This window comes from Microbacterium sp. NPDC006705, from assembly GCF_044903545.1.
Taxonomy (GTDB): domain Bacteria; phylum Actinomycetota; class Actinomycetes; order Actinomycetales; family Microbacteriaceae; genus Microbacterium; species Microbacterium plantarum.
In genome coordinates, this window is record NZ_JBJDQQ010000002.1 from 607836 (window position 1) to 632097 (window position 24262).

21 protein-coding genes are annotated in these 24262 nt (G+C 70.2%); 2 read left to right on the forward strand and 19 right to left on the reverse strand.

Translation table 11 applies throughout. The features are described from left to right. Positions 1-35 precede the first annotated feature (35 nt). The 8 genes from ACI2K6_RS13445 to ACI2K6_RS13480 all read right to left on the reverse strand — a co-directional run bounded on the left by ACI2K6_RS13445 (position 36) and on the right by ACI2K6_RS13480 (position 9533). Entirely contained in the window at positions 36-1847 is a 1812-nt protein-coding gene (locus ACI2K6_RS13445; RefSeq protein ID WP_274178954.1) for an ABC transporter ATP-binding protein, read from the reverse strand. After that, positions 1844-3679, reverse strand: a complete 1836-nt coding sequence (locus ACI2K6_RS13450; RefSeq protein ID WP_274178955.1) for an ABC transporter ATP-binding protein — start codon at positions 3677-3679, stop codon at positions 1844-1846. The genes ACI2K6_RS13445 and ACI2K6_RS13450 overlap by 4 nt, the downstream gene beginning before the upstream one ends. Positions 3680-3987: 308 nt before the next feature. Further along, a complete protein-coding gene (locus tag ACI2K6_RS13455) occupies positions 3988-4533 on the reverse strand; it encodes a methylated-DNA--[protein]-cysteine S-methyltransferase (RefSeq protein ID WP_274178956.1) in 546 nt (181 codons plus the stop codon). After that, entirely contained in the window at positions 4530-6044 is a 1515-nt protein-coding gene (locus ACI2K6_RS13460; protein WP_274178957.1) for an AlkA N-terminal domain-containing protein, read from the reverse strand. Before ACI2K6_RS13460 ends, ACI2K6_RS13455 begins: the two co-directional genes overlap by 4 nt. Before the next feature lie 141 nt (positions 6045-6185). Further along, a complete protein-coding gene (locus tag ACI2K6_RS13465; RefSeq protein ID WP_274178958.1) occupies positions 6186-6842 on the reverse strand; it encodes a hypothetical protein in 657 nt (218 codons plus the stop codon). Positions 6843-6846: 4 nt separating this feature from the next. Further along, positions 6847-7548 (reverse strand): hypothetical protein, encoded by a 702-nt coding sequence (locus tag ACI2K6_RS13470; protein WP_274178959.1) that lies wholly within the window; start codon positions 7546-7548, stop codon positions 6847-6849. 3 nt (positions 7549-7551) lie between these two features. Then, entirely contained in the window at positions 7552-9243 is a 1692-nt protein-coding gene (locus tag ACI2K6_RS13475) for an alpha/beta hydrolase (protein WP_112617460.1), read from the reverse strand. Continuing rightward, complete coding sequence (locus ACI2K6_RS13480) at positions 9240-9533, reverse strand: hypothetical protein (RefSeq protein ID WP_274178961.1); 294 nt, start codon at positions 9531-9533, stop codon at positions 9240-9242. Before ACI2K6_RS13480 ends, ACI2K6_RS13475 begins: the two co-directional genes overlap by 4 nt. 251 nt (positions 9534-9784) lie before the next feature. On the opposite strand from ACI2K6_RS13480, the gene ACI2K6_RS13485 reads away from it, so the two are divergent. Beyond that, positions 9785-11212 carry an NAD(P)/FAD-dependent oxidoreductase gene (locus ACI2K6_RS13485; RefSeq protein ID WP_274178962.1) on the forward strand — a complete coding sequence of 476 codons (1428 nt, stop codon included), beginning with the start codon at positions 9785-9787 and terminating at the stop codon, positions 11210-11212. 27 nt (positions 11213-11239) lie between these two features. On the opposite strand, the gene ACI2K6_RS13490 is transcribed toward ACI2K6_RS13485, so the two are convergent. From ACI2K6_RS13490 to ACI2K6_RS13525, 8 genes are all read right to left on the reverse strand, one after another. Further along, a complete protein-coding gene (locus tag ACI2K6_RS13490) occupies positions 11240-11965 on the reverse strand; it encodes a hypothetical protein (protein ID WP_404568816.1) in 726 nt (241 codons plus the stop codon). 80 nt (positions 11966-12045) lie between these two features. Then, positions 12046-12726, reverse strand: a complete 681-nt coding sequence (locus tag ACI2K6_RS13495) for a hypothetical protein (protein WP_404568817.1) — start codon at positions 12724-12726, stop codon at positions 12046-12048. Positions 12727-12803: 77 nt separating this feature from the next. Continuing rightward, complete coding sequence (locus tag ACI2K6_RS13500; protein ID WP_404568818.1) at positions 12804-13289, reverse strand: hypothetical protein; 486 nt, start codon at positions 13287-13289, stop codon at positions 12804-12806. Between the two features lie 32 nt (positions 13290-13321). Continuing rightward, a complete protein-coding gene (locus tag ACI2K6_RS13505; RefSeq protein ID WP_404568819.1) occupies positions 13322-13996 on the reverse strand; it encodes a hypothetical protein in 675 nt (224 codons plus the stop codon). A gap of 10 nt (positions 13997-14006) precedes the next feature. Next, the gene (locus ACI2K6_RS13510) at positions 14007-14648 is read right to left on the reverse strand and encodes a hypothetical protein (RefSeq protein ID WP_404568820.1); all 642 of its coding nucleotides are present in this window, start codon (positions 14646-14648) and stop codon (positions 14007-14009) included. Continuing rightward, positions 14648-15775: a hypothetical protein gene (locus tag ACI2K6_RS13515; protein WP_088380581.1), complete on the reverse strand. Its 1128-nt coding sequence runs from the start codon at positions 15773-15775 to the stop codon at positions 14648-14650. Before ACI2K6_RS13515 ends, ACI2K6_RS13510 begins: the two co-directional genes overlap by 1 nt. Further along, the gene (locus ACI2K6_RS13520; protein ID WP_023955668.1) at positions 15772-16074 is read right to left on the reverse strand and encodes a hypothetical protein; all 303 of its coding nucleotides are present in this window, start codon (positions 16072-16074) and stop codon (positions 15772-15774) included. Before ACI2K6_RS13520 ends, ACI2K6_RS13515 begins: the two co-directional genes overlap by 4 nt. 64 nt (positions 16075-16138) lie before the next feature. Next, positions 16139-16426: a WXG100 family type VII secretion target gene (locus ACI2K6_RS13525; protein WP_112617469.1), complete on the reverse strand. Its 288-nt coding sequence runs from the start codon at positions 16424-16426 to the stop codon at positions 16139-16141. Positions 16427-17015: 589 nt separating this feature from the next. Here ACI2K6_RS13525 and ACI2K6_RS13530 point away from each other — a divergent pair. Next, positions 17016-18515 (forward strand): DUF222 domain-containing protein, encoded by a 1500-nt coding sequence (locus ACI2K6_RS13530; RefSeq protein WP_354449966.1) that lies wholly within the window; start codon positions 17016-17018, stop codon positions 18513-18515. Positions 18516-18755: 240 nt separating this feature from the next. Here ACI2K6_RS13530 and ACI2K6_RS13535 read toward each other — a convergent pair whose 3' ends face one another. The 3 genes from ACI2K6_RS13535 to ACI2K6_RS13545 form a co-directional block, all read right to left on the reverse strand. After that, a complete protein-coding gene (locus ACI2K6_RS13535; protein WP_274178969.1) occupies positions 18756-18995 on the reverse strand; it encodes a hypothetical protein in 240 nt (79 codons plus the stop codon). A gap of 204 nt (positions 18996-19199) precedes the next feature. Beyond that, positions 19200-19565 (reverse strand): hypothetical protein, encoded by a 366-nt coding sequence (locus ACI2K6_RS13540; protein WP_274178970.1) that lies wholly within the window; start codon positions 19563-19565, stop codon positions 19200-19202. An 80-nt stretch (positions 19566-19645) separates the two neighbouring features. After that, entirely contained in the window at positions 19646-24223 is a 4578-nt protein-coding gene (locus tag ACI2K6_RS13545; RefSeq protein ID WP_354449964.1) for an FtsK/SpoIIIE domain-containing protein, read from the reverse strand. Between the last annotated feature and the right edge of the window lie 39 nt (positions 24224-24262).

Genomic DNA, 24262 nt, shown 5'->3' on the forward strand with positions numbered 1-24262 from the left:
CGTTCTCGCGGGGGCGGTGCGTTCTCGGCGTGAGCTCAGACGAGCGACTCGCGCCAGGCGCTGTGCAGCTGGGCGAACTTGCCCGTGCCGGCGATGAGCGCGGCGGGGGTGTCGTCCTCGATGATGCGGCCGTGCTCCATCACGAGCACCCGGTCGGCGATGGCCACCGTCGACAGGCGGTGCGCGATGATGATCGCCGTACGGTCGGCCAGCAGCGTGCCCAGGGCCTCCTGGATCTGCCGCTCGCTCGGGATGTCGAGCGACGCCGTCGCCTCGTCGAGGATCAGCACCGCCGGGTCGGCGAGGAAGGCTCGCGCGAACGAGATCAGCTGACGCTGCCCGGCCGACACGCGCCCGCCGCGCTTGTTGACGTCGGTTGCGTATCCGTCGGGCAGCCGCTCGATGAACTCGTGCGCCCCGACGGCCTTCGCCGCCGCCTGGATCTCATCCATCGTCGCGTCGGGCTTGCCGAGCGCGATGTTGTCGGCGACCGTCCCGCTGAACAGGTAGGCCTCCTGCGTGACCATGACGATCGCGCGGCGCAGATCTTTCGGATGCAGCCGGCGCAGGTCGACGCCGTCGAGCGTGACCCGCCCCTTCGTGGGGTCGTAGAACCGCGCGACGAGCTTGGCGAGCGTCGACTTGCCCGCACCGGTCGTGCCGACGAGCGCGATCGTCTGCCCCGCGGGCATGTCGAGCGCGAAGTCGGGCAGGATAGTCACGGCATCCGAGTAGCCGAACGTCACGTCCTCGAACCGCAGGTGCCCGCGGGCCTCCCGCAGCTCGACGGGATCGGTCGGGTCGGGGACCGTCGGGTCCTCCTCGAGCACACCCGAGACCTTCTCGAGCGCCGCCGTCGCCGACTGGTACGAGTTGAGGAAGAAGGCGACCTCCTGCATGGGCGCGAAGAAGTTCCGCACGTACAGCACGGCCGACAGCAGGAACCCGAGACTCAGCGTGCCGTCGACGACCCGGAATCCTCCCCAGGCGAGCACGAGGGCGAGCGAGACGGATGCCACGGCCATGAGCGCCGGCTCGAACGTTCCGAACAGGCGGATCGAGCGCATGTTGACATCGCGGTAGTCGCTCGAGAGCCCCCCGAACTCTGCGTCGTTCGCGGGCTCCTTGCGGAAGGCCTTGACGGCCCGGATGCCGGTCATCGACTCGACGAACTTCACGATCACCTTCGCGCTGATGACGCGCGACTCGCGGTAGACGACCTGCGACCGCAGGTAGAACCAGCGCATGAGCAGGAACAGCGGGATGCCCATGACCGCGAGGATGACGCCCGATTGCCAGTCGAGCAGCAGCAGCGCAATGAGCGTGAACCCGCCGTAGAGCAGACCCGAGACGAGCTCATTCAGGCCGCCGTCGAGCAGCTCACGGATGGTGTCGAGGTCGCTCGTCTGGCGCGAGATGATGCGCCCCGACGTGTACGACTCGTGGAACTCGAGGCTGAGGCGCTGCGTGTGGCGGAAGATGCGCTTGCGCAGGTCGATCATGACCGCCTGGGTCAGACGTGCCGCGACCACGGCGTACCAGCCGATGAGCGCTGCGCCGCCGACGGCGGTGATGAGGAAGACGACGACGACCGCGATGGTCGGCATCCAGTCAGCCTGCTCCTGCACGGCCGGCAGCGCGTTGGCGATGCCCCAGCCGACGAGCGCGGGGCCCGCGACGCGCAGCGCGGTCGAGATGACGAGCACGACCGCCGCCAGCGCCAGCTGCATGCGCAGCGGGGAGACCAGCGACCCGAGCAGACGCAGCGAGCGTCGCCGGATCTCTCGGCTCTCCTCGCGGGTGTAATCGGAGCGGTCCTCGCCGCTCGTCCCGGTGACGGTGCTCACAGGGTCACCTCCGTTTCATCCTGTCGTTCCTGCTCGTGTCGGTCCTGCTCGTCCTCGAGGCTCGAGATCACGTGCCGGTAGTGCTCGCTCGTGCGCAGCAGCTCGGAGTGGGTGCCGACCGCGGTCACCCGCCCCTCCTCGAGCAGTGCCACACGATCGGCAAGGGTCACGGTCGAGGGGCGGTGCGCGACGATGAGCGCCGTCGTGTCGGCCAGCACCTCGCGCAGCGCATCTTCGACGAGCGCTTCGGTGTCGACGTCGAGCGCCGACAGCGGGTCGTCGAGCACGAGCACGGCCGGGCGCGCGGCCACGGCTCGGGCGAGCGCCAGGCGCTGCCGCTGTCCGCCCGACAGGCTCAGCCCCTCTTCGCCGATGACCGTGTCGACGCCGTTCGGAAGGGAGTCGACGAAGTTCGCCTGCGCGACCGAGAGAGCCTCGCGCATGACGCGCTCGGCCTCCTCGCTGCCGCGTTCGAGGTCCTCGCGACCGAGCAGCACGTTCTCTCGGACGGTCTGCGAGAACAGCGTCGCGTCCTCGAACGCCATGCCGACGTGACGGCGCAGCTCGTCGAGCCGCAGGTCGCGCACGTCGACGCCGTCGAGCAGCACGCGGCCTCCCGTGACGTCGTACAGGCGCCCCGGCAGGGTCGTGAGCGTCGTCTTGCCCGAGCCGGTGAGTCCGACGAGCGCCATCGTCTCCCCCGGCCGCAGCGCGAGGTCGATGCCGTCGAGCAGGTCGCGCTCGCTCTCGGGGGCGTCCTGGTACCGGAAATGAGCGCCCTCGAAGACGAGCTCGCCGCGCGGCTGCGCGATGGTCGCGGGGTTCTCGGGGTCGACGATGGTGTTCTGCTCGTCGAACACCTCGAAGATGCGGTCGGTGGCCGTCCGTGCGTCGACGAGGAACGAAAAGAGGAACCCGATCGACTCGACGGGCCAGCGCAGGATCGTCGCCATCGCGAAGAACGCGATCAGCGAGTCGACGCCGAGCTCGCCCGCCTGCACGAGGTAGATGCCCGCGCCGAGGCACAGGGCGAAGGCGATGTCGGGCAGCAGCACGAGCCAGAACCAGATCCAGCCGACCGCCTTGGCCTTCTTGACCTCGGTCTCGCGCAGGGTCTCGGCCTGGCGCGTGAACTTCTGCAGGGCGTGTCCGCCGCGGCCGAACGCCTTCAGCACGCGGATGCCGTGGACCGACTCCTCGACGGCTGTGGCGAGGTCGCCCGCCTGGTCCTGGCTCTGCCGAGAGAGCAGGCCGTAGCGGTTCTCGAAGATGAATCCCGCGATCCACAGCGGCGCCGAGACCACGACGAAGATCGTGCCGAGCAGCCAGTGCCACCGGAACAGGATGATCGAGCCGACGACGATGGTGAGCATGTTCACGACGAGCAGGACGATGCCGAAGGCGAGCCAGCGACGGATGAGGCTGATGTCCTGCATCATCCGGCTGAGCAGCTGACCCGACTGCCAGCGGTCGTGGAAGGCGACCGGCAGCCGTTGCAGGCGCGCGAAGAAGTCGGTGCGCAGCTCGTACTCGACCTTGGTCGCGGGGGCGAGGACGAACCAGCGGCGCGCCCAGACCATGAGGGCCTCGAGCAGACCGAGGGCGAGCACGGCGCCGGCGCCGAGGACGATGAGCCACGGGTCGCCCGAGTTGATCGGGCCGTCAGGGCCGACGATCACCTCGAGGACGAGCGGGATGCCGAGAGCCAGCAGGCTCGCGATGAGCGCGCTGGCGAAGCCGAGGCTCAGCCGGGGCAGCACCGGTTTGGCGAAGGGGAGCAGACGCGCGAGCGCGCGCGGCGTGGACAGACGAGGGGGCGTCGAGGAAGTCATGATCCTGAGGTGTGTCGAGCGGATGCCGAAGACGGCGAGGGGCGCGCGCGAGCGCGGCGAAGCGGGACCGGGGCCCCGCGGGAGGAAACGTCGGAAGCGGCGAAGCGCTTCCCGGAGCTACCGGGCGATTCCTCCGCGTGCGGGGCGTCCGTCGATCATGATGAGGAGAGCGACGGACTTCGTGATGACGATGGCCGGGGACATGGCTTCCTCCTGAGGTCGAGCGGACAGAGCACCCGCTGCACACACGGGAGCCCTCCAGGCTATACCTGAGTATTCGCTGAGTGCAAGGAAAAACTGGCGCCGGCTCAGCCGCCCAGCCGCGCCTCGCGCGTCAGGAGACTCTGCTTGACCTCGACGCCCCAGGCGAACCCGCCGAGCGCCCCACCGGTGCGGAGTACGCGGTGGCACGGCACGAAGAGGGCCGCGGCGTTGCGGGCGCAGACGGATGCCGCGGCACGCACGGCTCCGGGAGAACCGAGCGCCGCCGCGAAGCCGGTGTAGGTCAGCGGCTCGCCCGGCGTGATCCGCCGGAGCGCCTGCCAGCCGGCGCTTTGCATCGCCGTTCCCGACTGGCGCACCGGCACCGCGTCGATCGCCGCGAGGTCGCCCGCATAGTACGCGGCGACCGCGGCGGCGGCATCCGTGGGAGCCTCGACGACCCGCATGGGGCGGGCGGCGGGCCGGAGCCGGTCGACGATCGCGACCGGGTCGGCCGTCCACCCCGACGCGAGCACCTCGCCGCGCGACTCGAGGATCGTGAAGGGGCCGTCGGGCGTCTCGACCGTCTGGATCGAAGCGGTCTCGACCCGGGTGGCGTCGATCGGGGCGGGGGCGTGGGAGACGGCGGTCATGCTCGGGCCTTTCGGGACGGCGGGAGGGTCGGCTCGGTCGCGCTTTCGCGCCACGCCTGCGTGACGGGGGCGGCGTACCAGAGGTGGGCCATGAGGTAGCTGCGCCAGGGGGCGGCGCGTTCGGCCCAGGCGACCAGCTCGGACGGGCCGGCGGGGATACCGGCGGCGGCCGCCCCCGCGCGTGCCGCGACGTCGCCGGGCAGCAGGATGTCGGGGTCGCCGAGCACCCGCATCCGCACATAGTCGGCGGTCCAGGGGCCGATGCCTGGCAAGGCGAGGAGCGCCGCGCGCTGCTCGTGCGTGTCGTCACCGGGAGACAGACGCAGCGAGCCGTCGGCGAGCGCGGTGGCGGCGCCGACGATCGCCCGGATGCGCGCCCCGGGCCCGCGCAGCACCTCAGCGCCGCGCTCGGCGATCGCCGCCATCGTCGGGAAGAGTGTCGCGGGGCCGGCGGCGGTCTGGACGGGCTCGCCGAGCTCGGCGGTCAGGCGCCCCTGCACGGTGCGGGCGGAGGCGACGCTGATCTGCTGGCCGATCATCGCGCGGATGAGCATCTCGTCGGGGTCCATCGCCGCGGGCAGGCGGACGCCCGGGATCCGCGCCACGAGAGGCGCGAGTGCGGGATGCCGCGCGAGGGCCTCGTCGATCGCCGTCGGATCGGCGTCGAGGTCGAACAGCCGCCGGACCCGCGCGATGAGGGTGGACAGGTCGGCCAGCGAGGCCAGCTCGGCGCGCAGGCGCACGCGCCCCGCGTCATCCTGGCGCACCTCGAACCACGCCGGTCCCCCGGCGAGACGGATCACGCGGGCGAATGAGCGTTCGTCGCCCGACTCGACCCCGGGGATGGCGTGGGCCCGCATCCATCCGAAGAGGCCCGCGGCGTCGAACGGCTCGCGCACCGGGAGGACGAGGTCGATGCGGCCCGGCATCCGCTCCCCCGCCTGCCGGCGCGCGCGCAGCTGGCCGGGAGGCATTGCGAAGACCTCACCGACCGTCTCGTTGAACTGCCGCACGCTCGCGAACCCCGCGGCGAAGGCGACATCGGCGATGGCGAGGTCGGTGTCGACGAGCAGGGCACGTGCGGTGTGGGCACGGTGCGCGCGGGCCAGCGCGAGCGGGCCGGCCCCCAGCTCCGCGGTGAGCAGTCGGGTGAGGTGACGCGACGAGTAACCGAGGCGCGATGCGAGCCCCGGAACGCCCTCGCGGTCGACGACCCCGTCGGCGATGAGACGCATCGCTCGCGCGGCGAGGTCGCCGCGCAGGTTCCACTGCGGCGACCCGGGCGTGGCCTCGGGCAGGCAGCGTTTGCACGCGCGGTATCCGGCCTCGTGAGCGGCGGCGCTCGTCGGGTAGAAGGTCACGTTGGCGGGCTGAGGTGTGCGCGCGGGGCAGCTCGGGCGGCAGTAGATGCCCGTCGAGCGCACCGCCGTGACGAACTGGCCGTCGAAGCGGCGGTCGCGCGCGTCGATGGCGCGATACCGCTCGTCGAAGGTCATCCCGTCACTGGTCATGCCCCCAGCCTGACACGCTCCGCCGACACCGGCTCGCGGAAATCGGACACGACCGTTCCGAGGTTTTGCTGCGTCGACTCGCCACAGAATGCGGATGCCGCCCCTCCCGCACCCGCACTTTCTGGCGAGTCGACGAGGAGGTCAGCGGGGCGGGGGCAGGATGGGCGCGCCGGTGGCGTCGTAGTGGAGGGGGCTGCCGGGCGGAAAGGAGAACTGCGGCACCGATGACGGCCCCTCCGTCGCGGGAAGCCGACGCCAGACGTCGTCGGGATACTGCTCCTCCCCGAAGATCGCAGTGAGGATCTCCGAGCTCGACCCGGGCGTGCAGGCGGTCTCGCTGGAGACGAGCACACGGCCATCGACCGGACGGATCACCACCACGGTGCGCGCGGCATCGCTCTCGCCCACCACCGTCACTTCCCGCGCATCCCCTGAACCCCGCTCGACGGTCTCCGCGTCGACACCGAGCTCGGCGAAGCCCTCGGATGCCGCCGCCGCGATCTCCGCGGCTTCCCGGCCCGGCAGATCGAGCGCGCGCACCGCCGTGAACGAATATCCCGTGTCCGAGCTGACGCCCAGCTGACATCCGCTCGGGCGGGCTCCGTACTGTCCCTGGTCGACTCGCCAATCGGTCGGCTCGATGGCCATGATCACCGTATGCAGCTCGTCGGCCATCGCCGTGAACTGCTCGCGCGCCCGGGGGTACGGATCCGCGTCGGGCGTACCGGCGCACGCACCGGTCAGGCCCGCAACGGCGACGATCGTCGCGACGACGGCGAGACGCTGACGAGCGCGCACGCGATCAGTCGCCGCTGGGCTGCGGCTGCACGGGGTTGCCGGACTCGTCGTAGTACAGCGGCCCGTCGGGCGGGAACGAGAACGACGGCTCGGATGTCGGACCGTCGAAGGCCGGGAGCCGGCGCCAGACATCCGCGGGCAGCCGTTCTTCGCCGAAGACCTGCGTCGCGAGGTCGTGCGCTGATCCGGGCGCGCACTCCGTCTCGGCCGACACCCTCACCTGGCCCGTTGCCGGGCGAATGGTGACCACAGTCCGCTCGGCGATGCCGCCTGTCGCGACGACGGTCACCTCGCGCGCATCTCCCTGCCCACGGTCGGCGGTGTCGCTGTCGATACCGAGAGCATCGAAAGCTCCCGTGGCCGCCTGAGCGACCTCCAGCGGGTCACGGCCGGGAAGCTCGATCCCGCGGACCGCCACGAGACGATACCCGCCCTCTTCGCTGAGGCCCGACTGGCACCCGGTCGGGTGAGCACCATACGCGCCGTCGACCACACTCCACTCGGTCGGCTCGATGGCCATGATGACCGAGTGCACGCCGGTCGCGAGCGCCGTGAACCGCTGCTCGGCCTGGGCGTACGTCTCACCGGACTCGCCGCCACCGGCGCCTCCGGTCGATCCGGGATCGCCCTGCCCACCGCATCCGGTCATCGTCAACACCAATCCGACGGCGAGCGCCGTCATCGTCATCCGCGAGGTCGATCTCATCAGTCACGTCCGGTAAGGGTCAACGGGCAGCCACTCCAGCCAGTCGGGCAGATCCCAGAAGCCGCTCTCGCTGCCTTCGCCGTCCATCTCCGTCCCGGGCTCACCGGTCAGGATGATCTGCTGGATGTTGTAGAACGACTCCGATCCTTCCACGAGGTATCCCTCGCCGTCCCCGGAGGGAAGCGGCCCGTTCCCACCCGAATGCGCGGCATGCCCAGGTGTCGGGGCGAGGTCCTCGCCGTCGGCGCGGCCACCGTCGCTGCCGAACTCCGTCATTCCCGGAAGAGTCTCCGGTACGGTGCCGTGCGCGCCACCCCAGCTCGTGTCGCGGCCGATCCGCGCCCAGGCGTCGTTCTCGGACAGCGTCGCGTACATCCTCAGGCCCTCGGCGTTCTGAAGGTTCGACAAGATCTGCGGGTCGCTCGGGAATCCGGCCGATCCCACGGCGATGAACTGGTCGACGCCGAGAGCGTCCGGGCGTGACCCGATCGCGAGGGCGGCGGTGGTGCTGCCATAAGAGTGCGCGATGACGGCCTTCTCTGCCGCGGGGTGCACTGCGTCAAGACCGAGCAGAAAGGCACGAAGAGCCGGAGCGCCGTCGTTCGCCCGCTGCATGGACGGCTCCTCTGCGACGGTGGGCGAGTCGTACCCGAACCACACGACACTCGCGATGTTCGACCCGGCGGCGTTGAGCGCACGCGCAGAATCGCCCCATTCGCCCATCCCCGTCACGTTCGACAGCATCCCGGGCACGAGCACGTTGATGTCGGTCGCGGTCGCGAGGTCGCCGTACGCGAGAGCGGCCGTCACCTGAGCCGACCCGTCCGGATCGAATGAAACCAGAAGTGGCGGCGGTGCACCTTGCACGAGGGTGTTCCAGAGCGCGTCGATCTGGTCGCCGAACTCTCCGGTCAGGTTGGAGTTGTACAACGCCTCCAGGCGCTCTCGGTTGACCCGCCCGCGGACGTCGTAGGGGATGCCGTCGAGGTTGCCGATGATGTCGGGATGCGCTCGGGCGATCTCGTCTTGCAGCTCGGGGTGTGCGAGCCACAGCTCGAGCACCGCCTGCGGGGTGTCCGCCGCGAGCAGCTGGTCGAGCAGGTTCTGCGCCTGCGACGTCATCGCCGGCCCCGCACCGCCGGCGAGCTCGGCGAGCGCCGCGTCGTAGGCCGCATCCCAGGCGGAGTAGTGGCTCTCGAACTGCTCCCAAAGATCGGCCAGATCGCGCGCCGCGGCATCCCGGGCGGCGACGGCATCCTGCGCCGCATCGTTCGCGCGCCGGACGTCGGCCGGCTCGCCGGAGCGCGAGGTCCATAGCGCGTTCAGCCCCGCTTCATCGGCTGCGGCTGATGCCGATGCCAACGAAGCGTGGGCGGACTCGATGTCGTCGATGAGCCGGTTCGCCGCCTCCGCCGACGACGAGAACGCGTCCGCGTACCGCTGCAGCACCCCCGCGAGAAGCTCCGCCTCGGCGATCTCCGCGGCCAAGGCGCTGGCGACCTCCTGCGCTTTGGAGCGAGCCGACCGGATCGATGCACCGACACCGTCGAGGTCGGTCGCGGACTGGACGGTCGTACGGAGTTCACCGAGCGAGCCGGCGACACGGCTGAACGCGCTGCTCCACCAGCTCATCGACCCGGGATTGCCCTCGAGGCGTTCGAGCGGGTAGCCGCGGTTCGGAGAGGTGAGGGTCACGGCTGCTCCTGCCCGGTGAGCTCGACGTCGAGGTCGGAGTAGCGCGTCGCGATCGCGGTCAGCAACGCGCCGACCTGGGATGCCGCGGTCGTGCGCTCGAGCACGGCGCGATTCAGTCCGCTCAGCCGCCGGTTCATCTCGAGACGGAGCGCGACCCGGTGCGCGGGGTTCTCGACACCGGTGTCGTCGCCTTGGATGTCGGCGTTGTCCATCACCGCGCTCGAGACCCGCGTCTGGATCGCATCCGCGGCGCTCGTGAGCGCGTGATAGTAGATCTCGACGTCTGACATCGGGCCCCCTCCGCCGGCTCGGTCCGGCCGACGCTCACACGCTATCGGGGGCCTGGACGCCGCGTCGATGGGGAGAACTCCCCTGCGTCGCCGGCCGACGAATCGCCGCCCGACCGGACCGCGCACAGGCTCAACCCCCTGCCATCCCCGCCCACGGGTCGGATCGAGCCGCTCAGCCCGTTGGCGGCACGCGCGACCCCGCTGAGCGCAAGTGCTGGCGCACAGCCCGCAACCGGGGTTAGCGTCGCGACATGAGCGAACGCACCTACGACCTCGTCGTCATCGGAGCCGGTCCCGTCGGAGAGAACGTCGCCGACCGCGCCGTGCAGGGCGGCCTGAGCGTCGCCATCGTCGAGAGCGAACTCGTCGGCGGCGAGTGCTCGTACTGGGCGTGCATGCCGTCGAAAGGTCTGCTGCGAGCCGGCGCCGCCCTCCGCGCGGCGCGCGCGGTCGACGGTGCGAAGCAGGCTGTGACGGGCGAGATCGACGTCGCCGGGGTGCTTCGCCGCCGCGACTCGCTGACCTCCGACTGGAACGACGCGTCGCAGGTCGAGTGGCTCCAGGGGGCCGGCGTCGACCTCGTCCGCGGGCACGGCCGCCTCTCCGGCGAGAAGCGCGTCGAGGTCACCGGACCCGACGGCTCGCTCACCACCCTCATCGCACGTCACGCCGTCGCGGTGTGCACCGGTTCGGCGGCTCTCCTCCCCGATATCCCCGGCCTGGCCGATGTCTCTCCGTGGACGAGTCGCGAAGCGACCGCCGTGCAGGAGATCCCGGGCTCGCTCGCGATCGTCGGCGGCGGTGTCGTCGCCGCGGAGATGGCCACGGCGTTCGTCGACCTCGGCAGCGAGGTGACGCTCATCGCGCGCAGCCGGCTGCTCGGACCGATGGAGCCCTTCGCGGGCGACCTCGTCGCGCAGTCGCTGACCGACCGCGGCGCGCGGGTGCTGCTGCACACCGACCTCGCCTCCGCCCAGCGCGTCGACGACGGTCAGGTCGAGCTCGAGCTGTCGAACGGCACGCGCGTCCGCGCCGACGAGGTGCTCGTCGCGACCGGTCGCGTCCCGCGTACCGACGATCTCGGGCTGGATGCCGTCGACCTCCAGCCTGGCTCGTGGCTGGAGGTCGACGACACGATGCTCGTCCGCGGATCCGACTGGCTCTACGCGGTCGGCGACGTCAACCACCGCGCCCTCCTCACCCACCAGGGCAAGTACCAGGCCCGCGCCGCGGGCGACGTGATCGTCGCGCGGGCGACCGGGGGCACCATCGACGACGCCCCATGGGGCGCGCACGTCGCGACCGCCGACCACGGCGCCGTGCCGCAGGTGACGTTCACCGACCCCGAGGTGGCATCGATCGGCGAGACCGAGGCATCCGCGCGTGCTGCGGGACGCAACATCCGTGTGCTGGACTACGACCTCTCGTGGATCGCGGGCGCGTCGACGCGGTCTGACGCCTACTCCGGTCAGGCACGGGCGATCGTCGACGAGGACCGCGGCGTTCTCATCGGAGCGACGTTCGTCGGGGCGGATGTCGGCGAGCTGCTGCAGGCTGCGACGATCGCGGTCGTCGGCGAGGTTCCGCTCGCGCGATTGTGGCACGCCGTGCCGGCGTACCCGACGCTCAGCGAGGTGTGGCTGCGCTTCCTCGAGACCTACGGTCGCCCGAACATCTGACCCGGTCCCGCCTCCGCACCCACCGGCTCACGCGCGCCGCTCGGCGTCGAGGAGGAACAGCGTTCCCGGCTCGCACCCGAGGGCCTGCTCCAGGGTGTCGGCGTCGATCAAGCCGCGCTCGTGCAGCACCGCAAGCGCCGCGTTGCGGTCGTCGATGATGGCCTGACGCTCGTCCCACGGCAGCGCCGCGATGCGGGTGCGGATATCGCCGGCGTCGAGGCCTGTCGCCGGGACGGCGTCGCCGTCGCCATCGGGCTCACGGACGCGGAAGCGCACCAGCATCACGAGGGCTGCCAGCCCGGCGACGCCGAGCGCGATGAGGACCGGAACCCGCCACTGCTGCCACCCCGTGTAGTCTTCGAGCTCGGCGACGCCGGGCATCGTGCCCAGCGCGAGAAGTGCCATCGCCGCCGCCACGAGGTGGATGGAGAACTCCGGCCACGAGAACCGGGCGCCCCGGACCAGCCAGATGACCAGGAGGGTGGCCTGGCTGACCGCCGCGACGGTGAACATCGCGCCCGCGATCGGCATCGCCCGCTGGGCCTCGATGCGGTGGAAGTCGAAGCGGTCGCCCATGAGGACGGCGAGGCCCGCGATCGGTGCGAAGAACGCGCCGATCACGAGGGACCACAGCACGACGTCGAGGATGCGACGTAACGATGACCTCTTCGCGTTCGCGTGCAGGCGTTGCGCCATCGCGGCGCCGTCGGCGCCGAGGTGCTGGAAGATCTCCGGATGCCGCTGGTAGGCCACAGCCTCGAGTTGCGCGAATCGGACGTCAGCGGCGAGCGAGTGGCCTTCTGCCCAGCCGCGAGCCGTGGTGTGGAGGAAGCCTATGAGTCACCACCGTACGGGGCGACGGGAAAGTCGGTGGACGCGGGCGGAGGTTCGATCGGCGTTCCGTCCTCGTTCCAGTACACCGGGCTGCCGTCCTCGGGGAAATAGAACCGGGGTTGCCAATCGGGCCCCTCGAAGGCCGGCACGCGCAGGGCGAGTCCGGGGTAGGAGATGCCGGCGAAAACCATGTCATACAGCTTCGCGGCGTCACCGGGGAAGCATCCGGGTTCCGCGGTCACTCGGATCGTACCCAGGGCAGGGCGGATGGTCACGACGCCACGAACGACGGGACCACCCGTCGCGATCACGTTGACTTCCTGGCGGTCTCCCTCGCCGTAGGTCGTGGTGGTCGCCGACATGTCTGCGGCCTCGAAGGCAGCGGATGATGCCGCCACGATCGCGTCGACATCCGGGGCATCCTGCTCCAGCAGTCGGGCCCACGAAAAGGCATACCCGTCGGAGCCGCCCTCTGTCCGGCACGGGATAGGCGAGGCGCCCCACGACCCCTGATCCACCTTCCACTCACCATCGTGGATCGCCATGATCACCGAATGCATGGTCGTCGCGTACGAGAGGTATCGATCCTCGCCGTCGCGGTAGAGCGCATCTCCCGTCGGTGCTTCGGCTGCGGAACTGCATCCCGTCATGATCACTACCATTCCCGTGGCCAGGGCCATGGCAAACGTGCGTCGCGCTCGCCCTGTCGCGCGGTGGCGGTATGAGCTGCTCCGCGAGTGCCTCAGCCGGCCCGCCGTCATCGCTCACCAATCGAGGAACGTCGGGAGAGCACGGCGATGCCCACGACCAGGATGACGACCGCGAGAGCCGAGATCGGGGCCGCGGTCCATTGGGCACCCCACACCATGTCCCCCGCACGCACGCCGCGCTCCGGCGTCATACCGGCGAACAGGACCGCAGCGATCGCGGCGGCAATGCCAGGCCCGATAAGTCCGCGCAGACCCGGCACATCGTCGCGACGCGCGGTCGCCACCGAGACGACGGCCAAGACCACGAATGCACCGGCTAGCGCGATCAGGACTCCGGCGGGCATGACGAAGAGCGGATACGGCGCCGCGACGGCCCACTTGGCCCTTGTGGACTCGCTGACCTGCCCGCCCGAGAGGATCAGCGACCCCACGAGGAATACGATCAGCGCAACGGACGGAATCACGGCAACGATCGCAAAGGCACGTGTGGCGAACGCGTGCACGCGGCTCGGCGGCGACGACGGCAGGATCACGGGGCCAGCGTACGCGGCAGGTGAAGCGTGCCTCAGCGCGCGCGCACCGAGCGCGTCAGCCACGCCCACAGCGGGTCGCCCGCACTCAGGCCGTTGACGATACGCAATACGCCGCTGATCTGACCGATGCCGCTGAGGGCGCCGCAGATGCCGACCAGCAGGACCGGCACCGTGAAAACCGAGACGCCGGCGCCGAGGTCACGCACGAAGACCGCGACACCGCCGATGGCGACGAGCAGCGCCAAGGTCGCCGTGCTCAGACGGACCAGGATGCGCGGCTCGAGGTTGACGGTACGCGCCTGTACCCATCCGGCGGCGCGCGGCGCGCGCTGGCCCGCGACGTACGGTGCGCGCAGCCAGAACGACGCGGCGCGAGTCAAAGCGCGACCCGTGCGCCACAACACCACGAGCAGCGCGACGCCTCCGAGCGCGATCGCCGCTGAGATCGCGATGGCGATGACGGTGTCCGGTGTCACGACGCCCATGGCCACGACGGTCGCGACCAGCCCGCCCGCGAAGAACACGCCGCCCGCGGCAGCGACGAATCCGACGATTCCGAGCGCCCAGCGCGACCATCGCTCGTAGTCGGCACGCAGGACGGCGACAGCACGATCGGCTTCGGACGGCCCCGCGGATGCCGCAGGCTCCCCCGCCTCGCCTGTCTCGAGGAGCGGGCGGGATGCTGCCTGGATGAAAGCGAACGCCATGGACAGAATGCTACGTGGCGACGGGCTCGGGCTCCGCGGGCTCGGCGCCCTCGGGCAGAGCCTGCGTCGTCGTGAGCGCGAACGCGACGTGCAGCGCCAGCTCGGCCGACTGCTGCGGGTCGGAGCACAACCCCATGACGACGGCTGTGCCCGCGCCGCCGGGAAGACGGATCTCGCCGACCGCCGTGAGATGCGGCATCCCGCCGTCCATCGACGCACCGAGGGTGATGGTGCCGACGCGGCCGTCCGGGGTGGTGAAGCTCTCGCTGCGCCCGCCCTCGCCGAACCGCGCGAGCGGGAGCAGCCGGTGGAACGCCGTCGCGGCGGCGTCGGTCTCGGCCGCCCCCGGCACCACGTTCGTGCAGAGGAAGAACGCCGCCGGGCGCTCGCCCAACGTCAGCGAGACACCGGCGAACGCGAAAGCTGTGTCGGCGAACAGCTCGACGCCGGCGCGGAATCCGTCGACGATCGCGTCGCGCGCAGCATCCGGGAGCCAGCCCTCGGCACTCACGAGGTACCAGTCGAGCCACTCCTGCGGCGAACGATCGCCGAACGAGCGGAATTCGATCCACCCCTGGGGCACGCGCTGCCAGACCCGCAGCGGCGCCCCCTCAGCCGCGATCGGGTCGAGCGTCGCCTCCTGCTCGGTCATCAGACCTCCTCGTCGGTGCGCGGACCGTTGCCGCGCAGGGTGTTGTTGAACCGCTCGGAGAGGTTCTGCCACGGCCCGGTCAGACTGTCGACGAAGTCCGTCCCCTTGCTGTGGGCGTCCATCGCACTGTTCACGGTCCAGTAGGTGTTCGCGACCATGTTGGGCAGATTGACGTTGAGCGCCACGGCGACGCTTCCCGCCGCGGCTCCACCGCCGGCCATGGCCGGCGTCATGCCCTGGATCGACGGGATGAGCACCTGTCCACCGGGGCCGATCAGCGCCTTTGCAGCCTGCCCGAGCGCACCACCCGCCAGCAGTCCGAGGGCGCCGGTGGCGAACTCGGCGAACGTTCCGCGACCGGTCGCCCATTGCAGGCCGTCGATCGCGACGAGCGCGATGGACATGATGAGCGCCACCGTGCCGAGGACGGGGATGAAGAGCGAGAGGATCGCGATGATCGGCAGCGCCGCCCGGAGGATGTCCTCCAGGATCGGCACCACGTTGTCCATGAGCCAGTTGCCTGCGTCGGCGAGCCAGTCGCCGGCCGAGCCAAGGAAGTTCATGACCGGGTTGCCGGCGTAGGAGTTCAGCGTGTCGCTCGCGGACAGCAGCGCTCCGGCCGCGGCGGCGGCATCGGCGTCGACCTCGTCCTTGAGCTGACGAGCACGCGCGCGGATCGACTCCAGCTCGCCCTGCGCGTTCGCCAGCGCCGTCGACGCGTTCGACACGGCATCCGGGTCGGCGTCCTCGGCGTCCTTGTTCGCCTGCGCCTGCGCATGGGCCGATTCCGATGAGGCGACGCTCGCGGATGCCGCTGAGGCCTCCTCCGCGAGCGCTGCGGCACGCCGCTGGTAGTTGGTGAGCTGATCGGTCCAGGTCGCGAGGGCCGTCCGCGATGTGCGCAACGCCTCGCCGGTGTCACTGAGGTGCGGTCGGAAGTCCTCGCTGAGTGCGGCGCGGAACGCCGTCGCCGACTTCCCGATCCAGGCGGCGTCGTCGGAGCCGTCCATCATCGACAGCGCGTCATCGACGCCGTCGCAGCTGGTGGTGAGCGCATCCACATATCCGGAGAGCGTCGCGACATCGCCAGGGGCGGGGTCGAAGCCGAGAGCGGAGAAGTCGGTCACGACGCCGATCCTTCCTGCGGAACCATGCTGTTGCCGAGCTCGGTGTCGAGCTGCTGGAATGCCTCGAGAATGCCCTCGAGTCCCGTGCCCGCGTCTTCCGCATAGCGGGCGAGTTTGTCGATACCGCCACCCCACGAATCGTGGAGATCCTCGAGACGCCGCCGCAGCACGTCTTGGGGCACGGCCGCGCCCGACACGTTCGACATCGCCCGTGTCGCCCCGTCGAGAACATCCCGCATGTTCGCGTAAGCGTTGCGGCTGGCGCGCATCGCGCCGTAGTCGATCCGCACGTCGACCATGGTCACCTCCGAGAATCGAGCGGAGCCGAGGCGCCCAGGACGCCTCGGCTCCGAGAAGACGAGATCAGCTGCCGGCGAGCTGCTGGTCGAGGTCCTGGATCGCGCGCATCATGCCCAGCAGCGACTCGGACATGTCGTTGATGCCATCGACCGCGTTCTTCAGACCCGTGGTGAGCTCCGAGTAGCCCTCACCGAACTTGCCCGACGCGTGCTGCGTCTTGAAGTCATCGCCCAGAAGCGTGTCGACCTGCGACTTCAGGGTGTCCAGCTGACCCTGAATGTCATCACGAGCCTGCGCCAGCGAACTCGCAACCTGCTCCATCTCGCCATAAGACGCACCGAAATCAGCCATGACGGCCCTCCTGAAAGTAGATGTCCCGACCCCCCTCCGGAGCCGACACCCAAAACCTATCGGCAGCCCAGGCCCGAGGTCGATGGGGAGAACTCCCCATCTCGGAATGTGCTAGGCAATCGCTTTCCTCTGACAGCCCGTGGCGCAGTTCCGCCCTTCATGCCGAGAGGACGCGCCGTGATACCGCGGTCTTTTCCATCCCGCCCGTCGGTGGGCTCAGGTGAGGTGGCCGACACCCGCGAGCGCGGCCTTCGTGCGAGGCGACATGGCCTCCGGCGCCATCGTCATCTCGAGCTTCTCGACATCGGACCACCCCCGCGGAATCGGACGACGCGCGAGAGGAAGACGTGCAGGGCGATGTGAGCCGCGGCCGCGGCCAGCCAGAACGATCGCGGCGGGAACGATGTTGACGACGGCGATGATGATGAGCGGAACCCAGGCGCTCGGGAGGCTCCACCGCGGTCCGAACGTGCGTGACGCGTCAGGTTCGGACGGCTGCGCTGCGGCATGTTCCGACGGTCGATCGCGCGGATGCCGCAGCCTGTGGACAGTTCGGATGAATGTCGGAGGTCGGTGCCATGATTAGAACATGCATTCGAACCACGCATCCGACAGCGGGATGGGCAGCGACGCCGACGTCGCCGCGCTCGCGGCGCTGGTCGCGGATGCCGAGGCGGCTGCGGATGTGGTGCGGGCCGGGCAGGTCCGGGAGGTGCGGGTTCTGGCGGCGGCGGGGGTGCTGGCTGAGCAGCAGTCGGCGGGCGCGTCCGAGCGGGTGAAGGCGCGGGAGATGGCACTGCGTGGGATCGCCGCCGAGCTTGCCGGGGTGTTCGTCGCGACCGACCGGACGTTGCAGCGTCGCATCGACGAAGCCCGAGACCTCGTCGACAACTACCCGTTGACGATGGCGGCATGGGAGGCCGGGCGGATCGTCCGCGGGCACGTGCGGGTCATCCAGGACGTCGGATGCGTCATCCCGGCGGGTGACCGTGCGGAGTTCGAACGCCTCGCGATCGAGAAGTGCGAACGCGACGCCCCGAACCGGGTGCGCGACGCGCTCCAGATGGTCGCCGAACGGGTGCACCCGCGATCGTTCACGGAACGCCACGAGGAGGTCGCGGCGGGGAGGTGCGTCTCGGTCAAGCCCGGCCCGGACGGGATGTCGGATTTGATCGCGACGCTGCCGACCGTGATCGCCGACGGAATCATCGACCGACTTACGCGACAGGCGCGGGAGATCATCAACGCACGACCTGCGCGCGACGCCGCGGGCGTTCCTGACGAGCGAGCCGACGCGAATGGCCGCGCACCCGACGCCGAAACGACGCTTGATGTCGGGTCGTCGTTCATCGACGACGGCCGGAGCATCGACCAGGTTCGAGCCGACGTGTTCTCCGACCTCCTGCTGGCCGGAACACCGACCCTCGATCCCACCGCGACCGGTGACGGCAACGGAACCCTCGGCGCGATCCGCGCACACGTGCAGGTCGCGGTATCCGCGCTGACGCTGATGGGTCAGGACGAGGGGCCGGCCGATCTAGCCGGGCGCTCCCCCATCGACGCCGCCACCGCCCGCGAGCTCGCGGGCAACGCCACCTCGTGGGACCGGCTGCTCACCCACCCCGTCACCGGAACCGTGCTGGAATGCGACGCGTACCGGCCCACCGCGGCGATGATCCGGTTGCTGCGAGCCCGGGACCGGCACTGCCGGTTCCCCGGATGCCGACAACCCGCCATCCGATGCGAACTCGACCACACCATCGCCGCATCCGACGGCGGCAAGACACACGTGTGCAACCTCGCCGACCTCTGCAAGCGCCACCACGACGTCAAACACCACACCAGATGGCACGTGGTACAACTCGCGGGTGGAACCCTCGTCTGGACCTCACCGACCGGGCGGGTCTATCGCGAAGACGCACCACCACCACTGGTCACCTTCACGATCCCAGAACCACACGGCACGGCTGAGCCACCACCCGACGTACCACCACCGTTCTGGCGCGCATCTCCGCCGTTCCGACGCGCAGCGCCAGGGTATGAAAGATCTCGGAATGCCGCTGGAAAGCGACCGTTTCGAGGCGACTGAACCGCGTCTCCGCGCTCAAGGAATGATCGTCGGCCCAGTCGGTGGCACTGTCGTTGAAGAACGTCATCCCACGTTCACGCTCTGCGGGCGGTCATCGTCCAGGTGCGCGGCGGACGGGCTCATGCGTCTGCGCCTCGGCGACGACGACTCTTCGCGGACGAGGCAGCCACGCCGAAGAGCAGCACGACGAACGCGCCGGCGCAAACGGCTGCTGCCACCCATTGCTCACCGAAGACGGTGTCACCCCACCGGGTGCCCCGTCGGGGACGAGGAGGAGAAAGCGAAAGCACTGACCATGGCCGGCGCCGTGGGGCCCAGTGGACCCCGCTGCCCTGACTCGTCGCCGGCTCGCGCACTGAGGGCGACCACCAGCGCGAGAACCCCGGAGAGGGCAGCGAGGCCGACCAGGATCGCCGTCGGCGCGAGGAAGAGCGGATAGGGGATGACGGGGTCCCACTTCGTGTCCATCGGTGCGCTCACTTGGCCACCCGATCGGTGAGACGACGGTGATCACCACATGGAGCGTTCGGCTCGCGGAGTGCGCTCGTCGTGGTGAGGCGGTCGCTGCGGCACGGCGCCCGGAGCGACAGAGACGCTCAGTGCGTCACCGTGACGACCGACGCGAACAGCTGCTCGAGGTCGGCCTGGACGTAGGCGATGACCGCCGCATCGTCGCTCGCATGCTCAACGCCGCACCTCATCGGCGCGCCGGGTGCGGGGCGATTGCACCGCGATGATGACGAGGAGCACGACCTGCGCCACGGCGAGTGCGAACCACAGCCGCAGTTGCGCTTCCGAGAACGACGTGCCCGCAGACGTTCCCACCACAGCGCGGTATCCGATCGCCGCGACCATTGCCACCGCGACGATCGTGGCGATGATCGCGGCATCCGTTCGCCTTGCCGCGGGCCGGACGACGGCCGCCGCGCCGAGAGCGAGAACCGCGACCACGGATGCCGTCACCATGATCGGAAGGGCGAGGCCGGGGTCGAGCCGGATACGCCGGAGCGGTGGATACATCACGGCAGCCGAGACGACCGCGGACGTCATCCCGGCGCCCGCGATCCACGCCCACCACCGCCCGCCCGCAGTGGCTGGCGACGCGCGGACCCGCCCCGACGACATCCGACTCAGCGGATGGTCTCGGTGACGGTGTCGGTCGACACGGCCTCCCCCGCGCCCGCCGCGACCGGACGAGACGCCGCGACGGTCTCGGACTCCACCAGCGGCATCTGCACCGTGACGGCACGACCGGCCTGCACGAAGATGCCGCGGCCCTCGGGGAAGTCGCTGCGCTTGACCTTCGGGAACGGCACCTTGAACACGGCGTCGCCGTCGAAGGCATCCGGTTTGAGGATGACGCCCTTGCGCCCGCCCTTGAAGTCGCCGACGAGGCCGAATCCGCTGGTCACCTGCGTGACGTCGGCGTCGCCGATGAGCAGGTGGTCGCTGCGGTTGACCGCCTGGAACAGGGCCTTCAGCGGGCGCTCCGCCGGCGAGTCGGCGAACTGCGGCACGTCTTCGACGACGATGAGGATGCGGCGCCCGAGGGTCTCGTCGGCGACGAGCTCGGCCAGCTCGGTGGCGAGCTCCTTCGCGTCGTCGGGCGTCGTGGCACTGCGCACCCACGGCGCGAAGTCGCGCAGCTGCGAGCGCCGGCCGCCGAAGTGGAACAGCGTCACCTCGGGGTCGAGGCGCGTCATCGACGTGATGATGGCCTTCATCGCGGTCGTCTTGCCCGCCATCGGCGGGCCGGCCACGACGAACGTTCCCACGGGGTCGAACTCGCGCGCAGCCAGGGTGTCTTCCGCGACGCCGAGCACCGGGAACTCGCCGATGCGGTCGGGAAGGTCCGCGGGCGCGAGACGCGTCGGCAGCGACCCGATCTCCGCGACCTCGCGCACGCCGCGCGATCGCAGCTCGTCGGCGAGCTGACCGAGCAGCTTCGTCTGCTCCGCGACGTTCGGCGTGCCGCCGAGGACGGCGATCTGCGTCTCGAAGCCGTCGACGATCGCCCGCCCGGGCGCGGAGCGCTCGTCGAGGACGTCCTTCGGCGCGTTCAGCAGCGCGTAGGCGTTCTCGTCCGAGAGTCGCAGCACGACGCGGCGCGAGATGTTCGAGCTGACCGCCGTCGGCACCGAGCCGGAACGGTCGGCGGTGGCCACGACGTGGACGCCGAGCGGACGTCCCTCGCCGAGGATCCGCATGAACGCCTGGTAGAACGGCATCCGCGCCGTGGTGGATTCCCACTCGGCCCGGAACTGCGGCAACCCGTCGAGGAGCAGCACGATGCGCGCCTCGTCACGGCCGGTGAGCTCGCGGTACTCCGCGATGGTCGACGCGTTGGCGGCGCTGAAGCGCTTGCCCCGGTCATCGAGCACCTTCCCGAGCGAACGCATGATGCGCTGCACGCGCTCGGCGTCGTCGCCGGGGATCACCGAGCCGACGTGCGGCAGGATCTCGAGGCTCTTGAGCGACCCCGAGCCGAAGTCGAGACCGTAGACCTCGATGTTCTCGGCACGGCGGCCCGTCGTCGCGGCGGCGATGGCGATCGTGCGGAGGACGGTGGACTTGCCCGAGCCGCTGGTGCCGTACACGAGCAGCGAGCCGTCGCGGTCGGGCTCGAAGTAAACGGCCTCTTGCAGCTGGCGTTCGGGGATGTCGCTCTTGCCGATGAGGATCGACCCGGCGCGACCCGCGGGCAGCGAACGGATGTCGACGGTGGTCTCGAGGTCGTCGAGCCAGGGCCGACGGGGTGCCGGGATCGCCGCTCGGTTCGCGGCGGCGACGAGGGTGGCGACGATGCGCTTCTGGTCGTTGGGTCCGGGATCGACCTCGGCGGCCGGGTCTTCGGGCTTCTCGTCGACCTCCCAGCGCTGCACCGACCCGAAGCGGAGCTCCGCGACGCTGACGTCGGCGGCGACGACCTCATCGGTGCTCCAGCCACCGGCATAGGCCGACTGGAAGGGAACGAGACGGCCGGGGCCGGTCTTGGCGATACCGCGGCCGGGGATGCTGGGGTCGAATCGGGCCGCCACGGGGTCGTCGACGACGTCCTTGGAATCCGACTCGTCGGCCATGCGCAGGGCGACGCGGAGGTTCGTGTTGGCGCGGAGGTTGTCCTTGATGACGCCGGCGGGACGCTGCGTCGCCATGATGAGGTGGATGCCGAGCGAGCGACCGCGCTGGGCGATGTCGACGACGCCGTCGACGAACTCCGGCACCTCGCCCGCGAGCGCGGCGAACTCGTCGATCACGAGCACGAGTGCGGGCGGCGTCTCGGGGTCGCGACGCTTCTCGAGCTCGAGCAGGTCCTTCGCCTTCTTGCGGTTGAACAGGTGCTCGCGGTGGTGCAGCTCGGCCCGGAGGCTCGTCAGGGCGCGACGGACCAGGTGCGGGCTCAGGTCGGTGACGAGGCCGACGGTGTGCGGCAGCTCGACGCAGTCGGCGAAGGCCGATCCGCCCTTGTAGTCGACGAAGAGGAAGGTGACGCGGTCGGGGCTGTGGGCCGCGGCCATGCCGAGCACCCACGCCTGCAGGAACTCCGACTTGCCGGCGCCCGTCGTACCGCCGACGAGGGCGTGCGGCCCCTGCGTCCGCAGGTCGAGCGTCATGGCGTCGGTCGCACCCTGGCCCACGATGGCGCGCAGGTTGCCGGCCTTCTTCAGCCGCGGCAGCGCTCCCCCGCTGCGGTCGAGGATCGTGTTGTTCTCGCGCCAGCGCTCGACAGCGAATGTCGGGTCGGAGGCGAGCTCGGAACCGACGAGCGAGAGGAACATCACCGAGTTCGGGATGTCGGAGGAGTCCTCGATGATCGTGCTGGCATCGGCCACCGGAGCGAGTCGCTTCGCGAGCACCGTCATGAGCTCGTTCGAGACGCCCTCGACCTCTGTGACGGGGTACTCGACGCCGCTGCGGACGGTTCCCACACGCGCCGCGCCGAGTCCCGCCGACACGTCGACGAACGTGCGGCACACGGCGGGCAGTGCGTCGACGACGGGCGCGACGAAGATGCCGTAGACACCGACGTCGGCGCCGCGCTCCAGCACCTGCGTGAGACGGGCACGATCGACCGGCGCGTCGGAGGTGACGATGACGAGCACCGCGGTCTGCCCCGGGAAGGTCGCCTCTTCGGCGGCGCGACGGACATCGGTGCCGTAACGCATCGGGTCCCAGTCGTCGTCGAACGGCAGACGGGGCGCGGCTGCCGCCTTCGATCGCCGCATCACGAGCTCCTCGAGCCCGGACAGCAGTGCGGCGCCGGTGGAGGCGGAATCCGACAGCGGCATGTCGCGGAACGGGCTGCGCTCGCTCGAGGTGTGCGGCAGCCACTTGAGCCACTCGAGCTCCTTCGCCCACTCGGGCTCGGTCAGCGCGACGGCGGCGAGATCGTTCGGGGAGTGCAGCCCGAACAGCTGCACGGCCAGCCCGCGGAGGGCATCCGCGGCCTCGCGTGCGCCGCCGGCGACGCCGAGCACGCCGACGCTCTGCAACGACTCAAGGACGGGGACGCCGTCGATCATCCGGTAGCGCTCGCGCAGCCGGTCGACGCGCTCGACGTACTCCTGCAGCGCATCGGGGTTCTCAGCACGCTTGACGCTCGTGCGTGAAGGAGCCTCGGAGGTGCCCATCCGCACCGAGAGGAAGTTCCAGTGCTCGGGGCGCCGCGTCCACAGCATCGGGCCGAGCTGCATCGACTGCTCGAAGACCACGGCGACGGGCGGGACCTCGGCGTTGCGCACCTCGCGCTCACGCGGCCGCAGCCGGTACAGCTTCTCCTCGAGCTCCTCGAAGGTGCGCTCGAAGATCTCGACCTCTTTGCGCTGACGCTGGCCCAGCTGCGTCCGCTGCGAGATGAAGTTTCCGAGCAGCATCATCGGCGTCATGAAGACGATGAGCAGCGTGCGCGGCTGGTTGGTGATCGAGAACATCGCGATGCCCAGGATGAGGGGCGCGATGAGCATCGGCCATGGGAAGAGGCGCGACACCGGATCTTTCGGCATCCGCGGCTCTTCGAGCTCTTCGCCGACGTAGCGCGCCTCGACCCGCGGGCTGCGGTTGAACAGGAGACTGCCGCCCCGCTCGAGCACAGGATCCTGCTCGACGGGGGCGAAGCTCTCGACCATCGAGATGACGAGCTCGGTGTCGCCGAGCTGGAACCGCTGGCCGGGGATCACGCGCAGGCGCTGCACGAGACCGCCGTCGATGACGATTCCATTGGCGGAGTTCAGATCGACGAGCTCGACGGATGCCCCGATCTCGATGCGCGCGTGACGCTTGGACACCAGCCGGTCATCGAGCACGATGTCGTTGCCCTGCGAGCGGCCGATCGTGAAGTGGCCCTGCGGGAGCGAGAACTCGCGTCCCGCAAGCGGCCCGCCGACCACGTGGAGGATCGCGGCGACGGGGCCGCCGGCACCGCGGGTGGCGACGTAGTCCGCTCCGAGGTTCGTCACGGTGGCAACGAACCCCGAGCCGATCGGAGCATCGCTGACGAGCATGTTCGGGTCGAGCATGACGAAATCGGGCGACGTCGGCGGCGCCACCGTCAACGTCAGGACATCCGAGTCGCCCGCGGCGACTTCACGTCGCGGGTCGCTGTCGACGATCCGACGCGCGACGTCGTGCACGGTGGCGGTCGAGTCGGACGTGACGACGATGTCCGTCCCGGTGTGATCGCGGCGCTGCAGAGTCAGCTTGAGTCTCATCGAGGTTTCCTGTCAGCCGTGCGACGTCGGTCGGCGGGG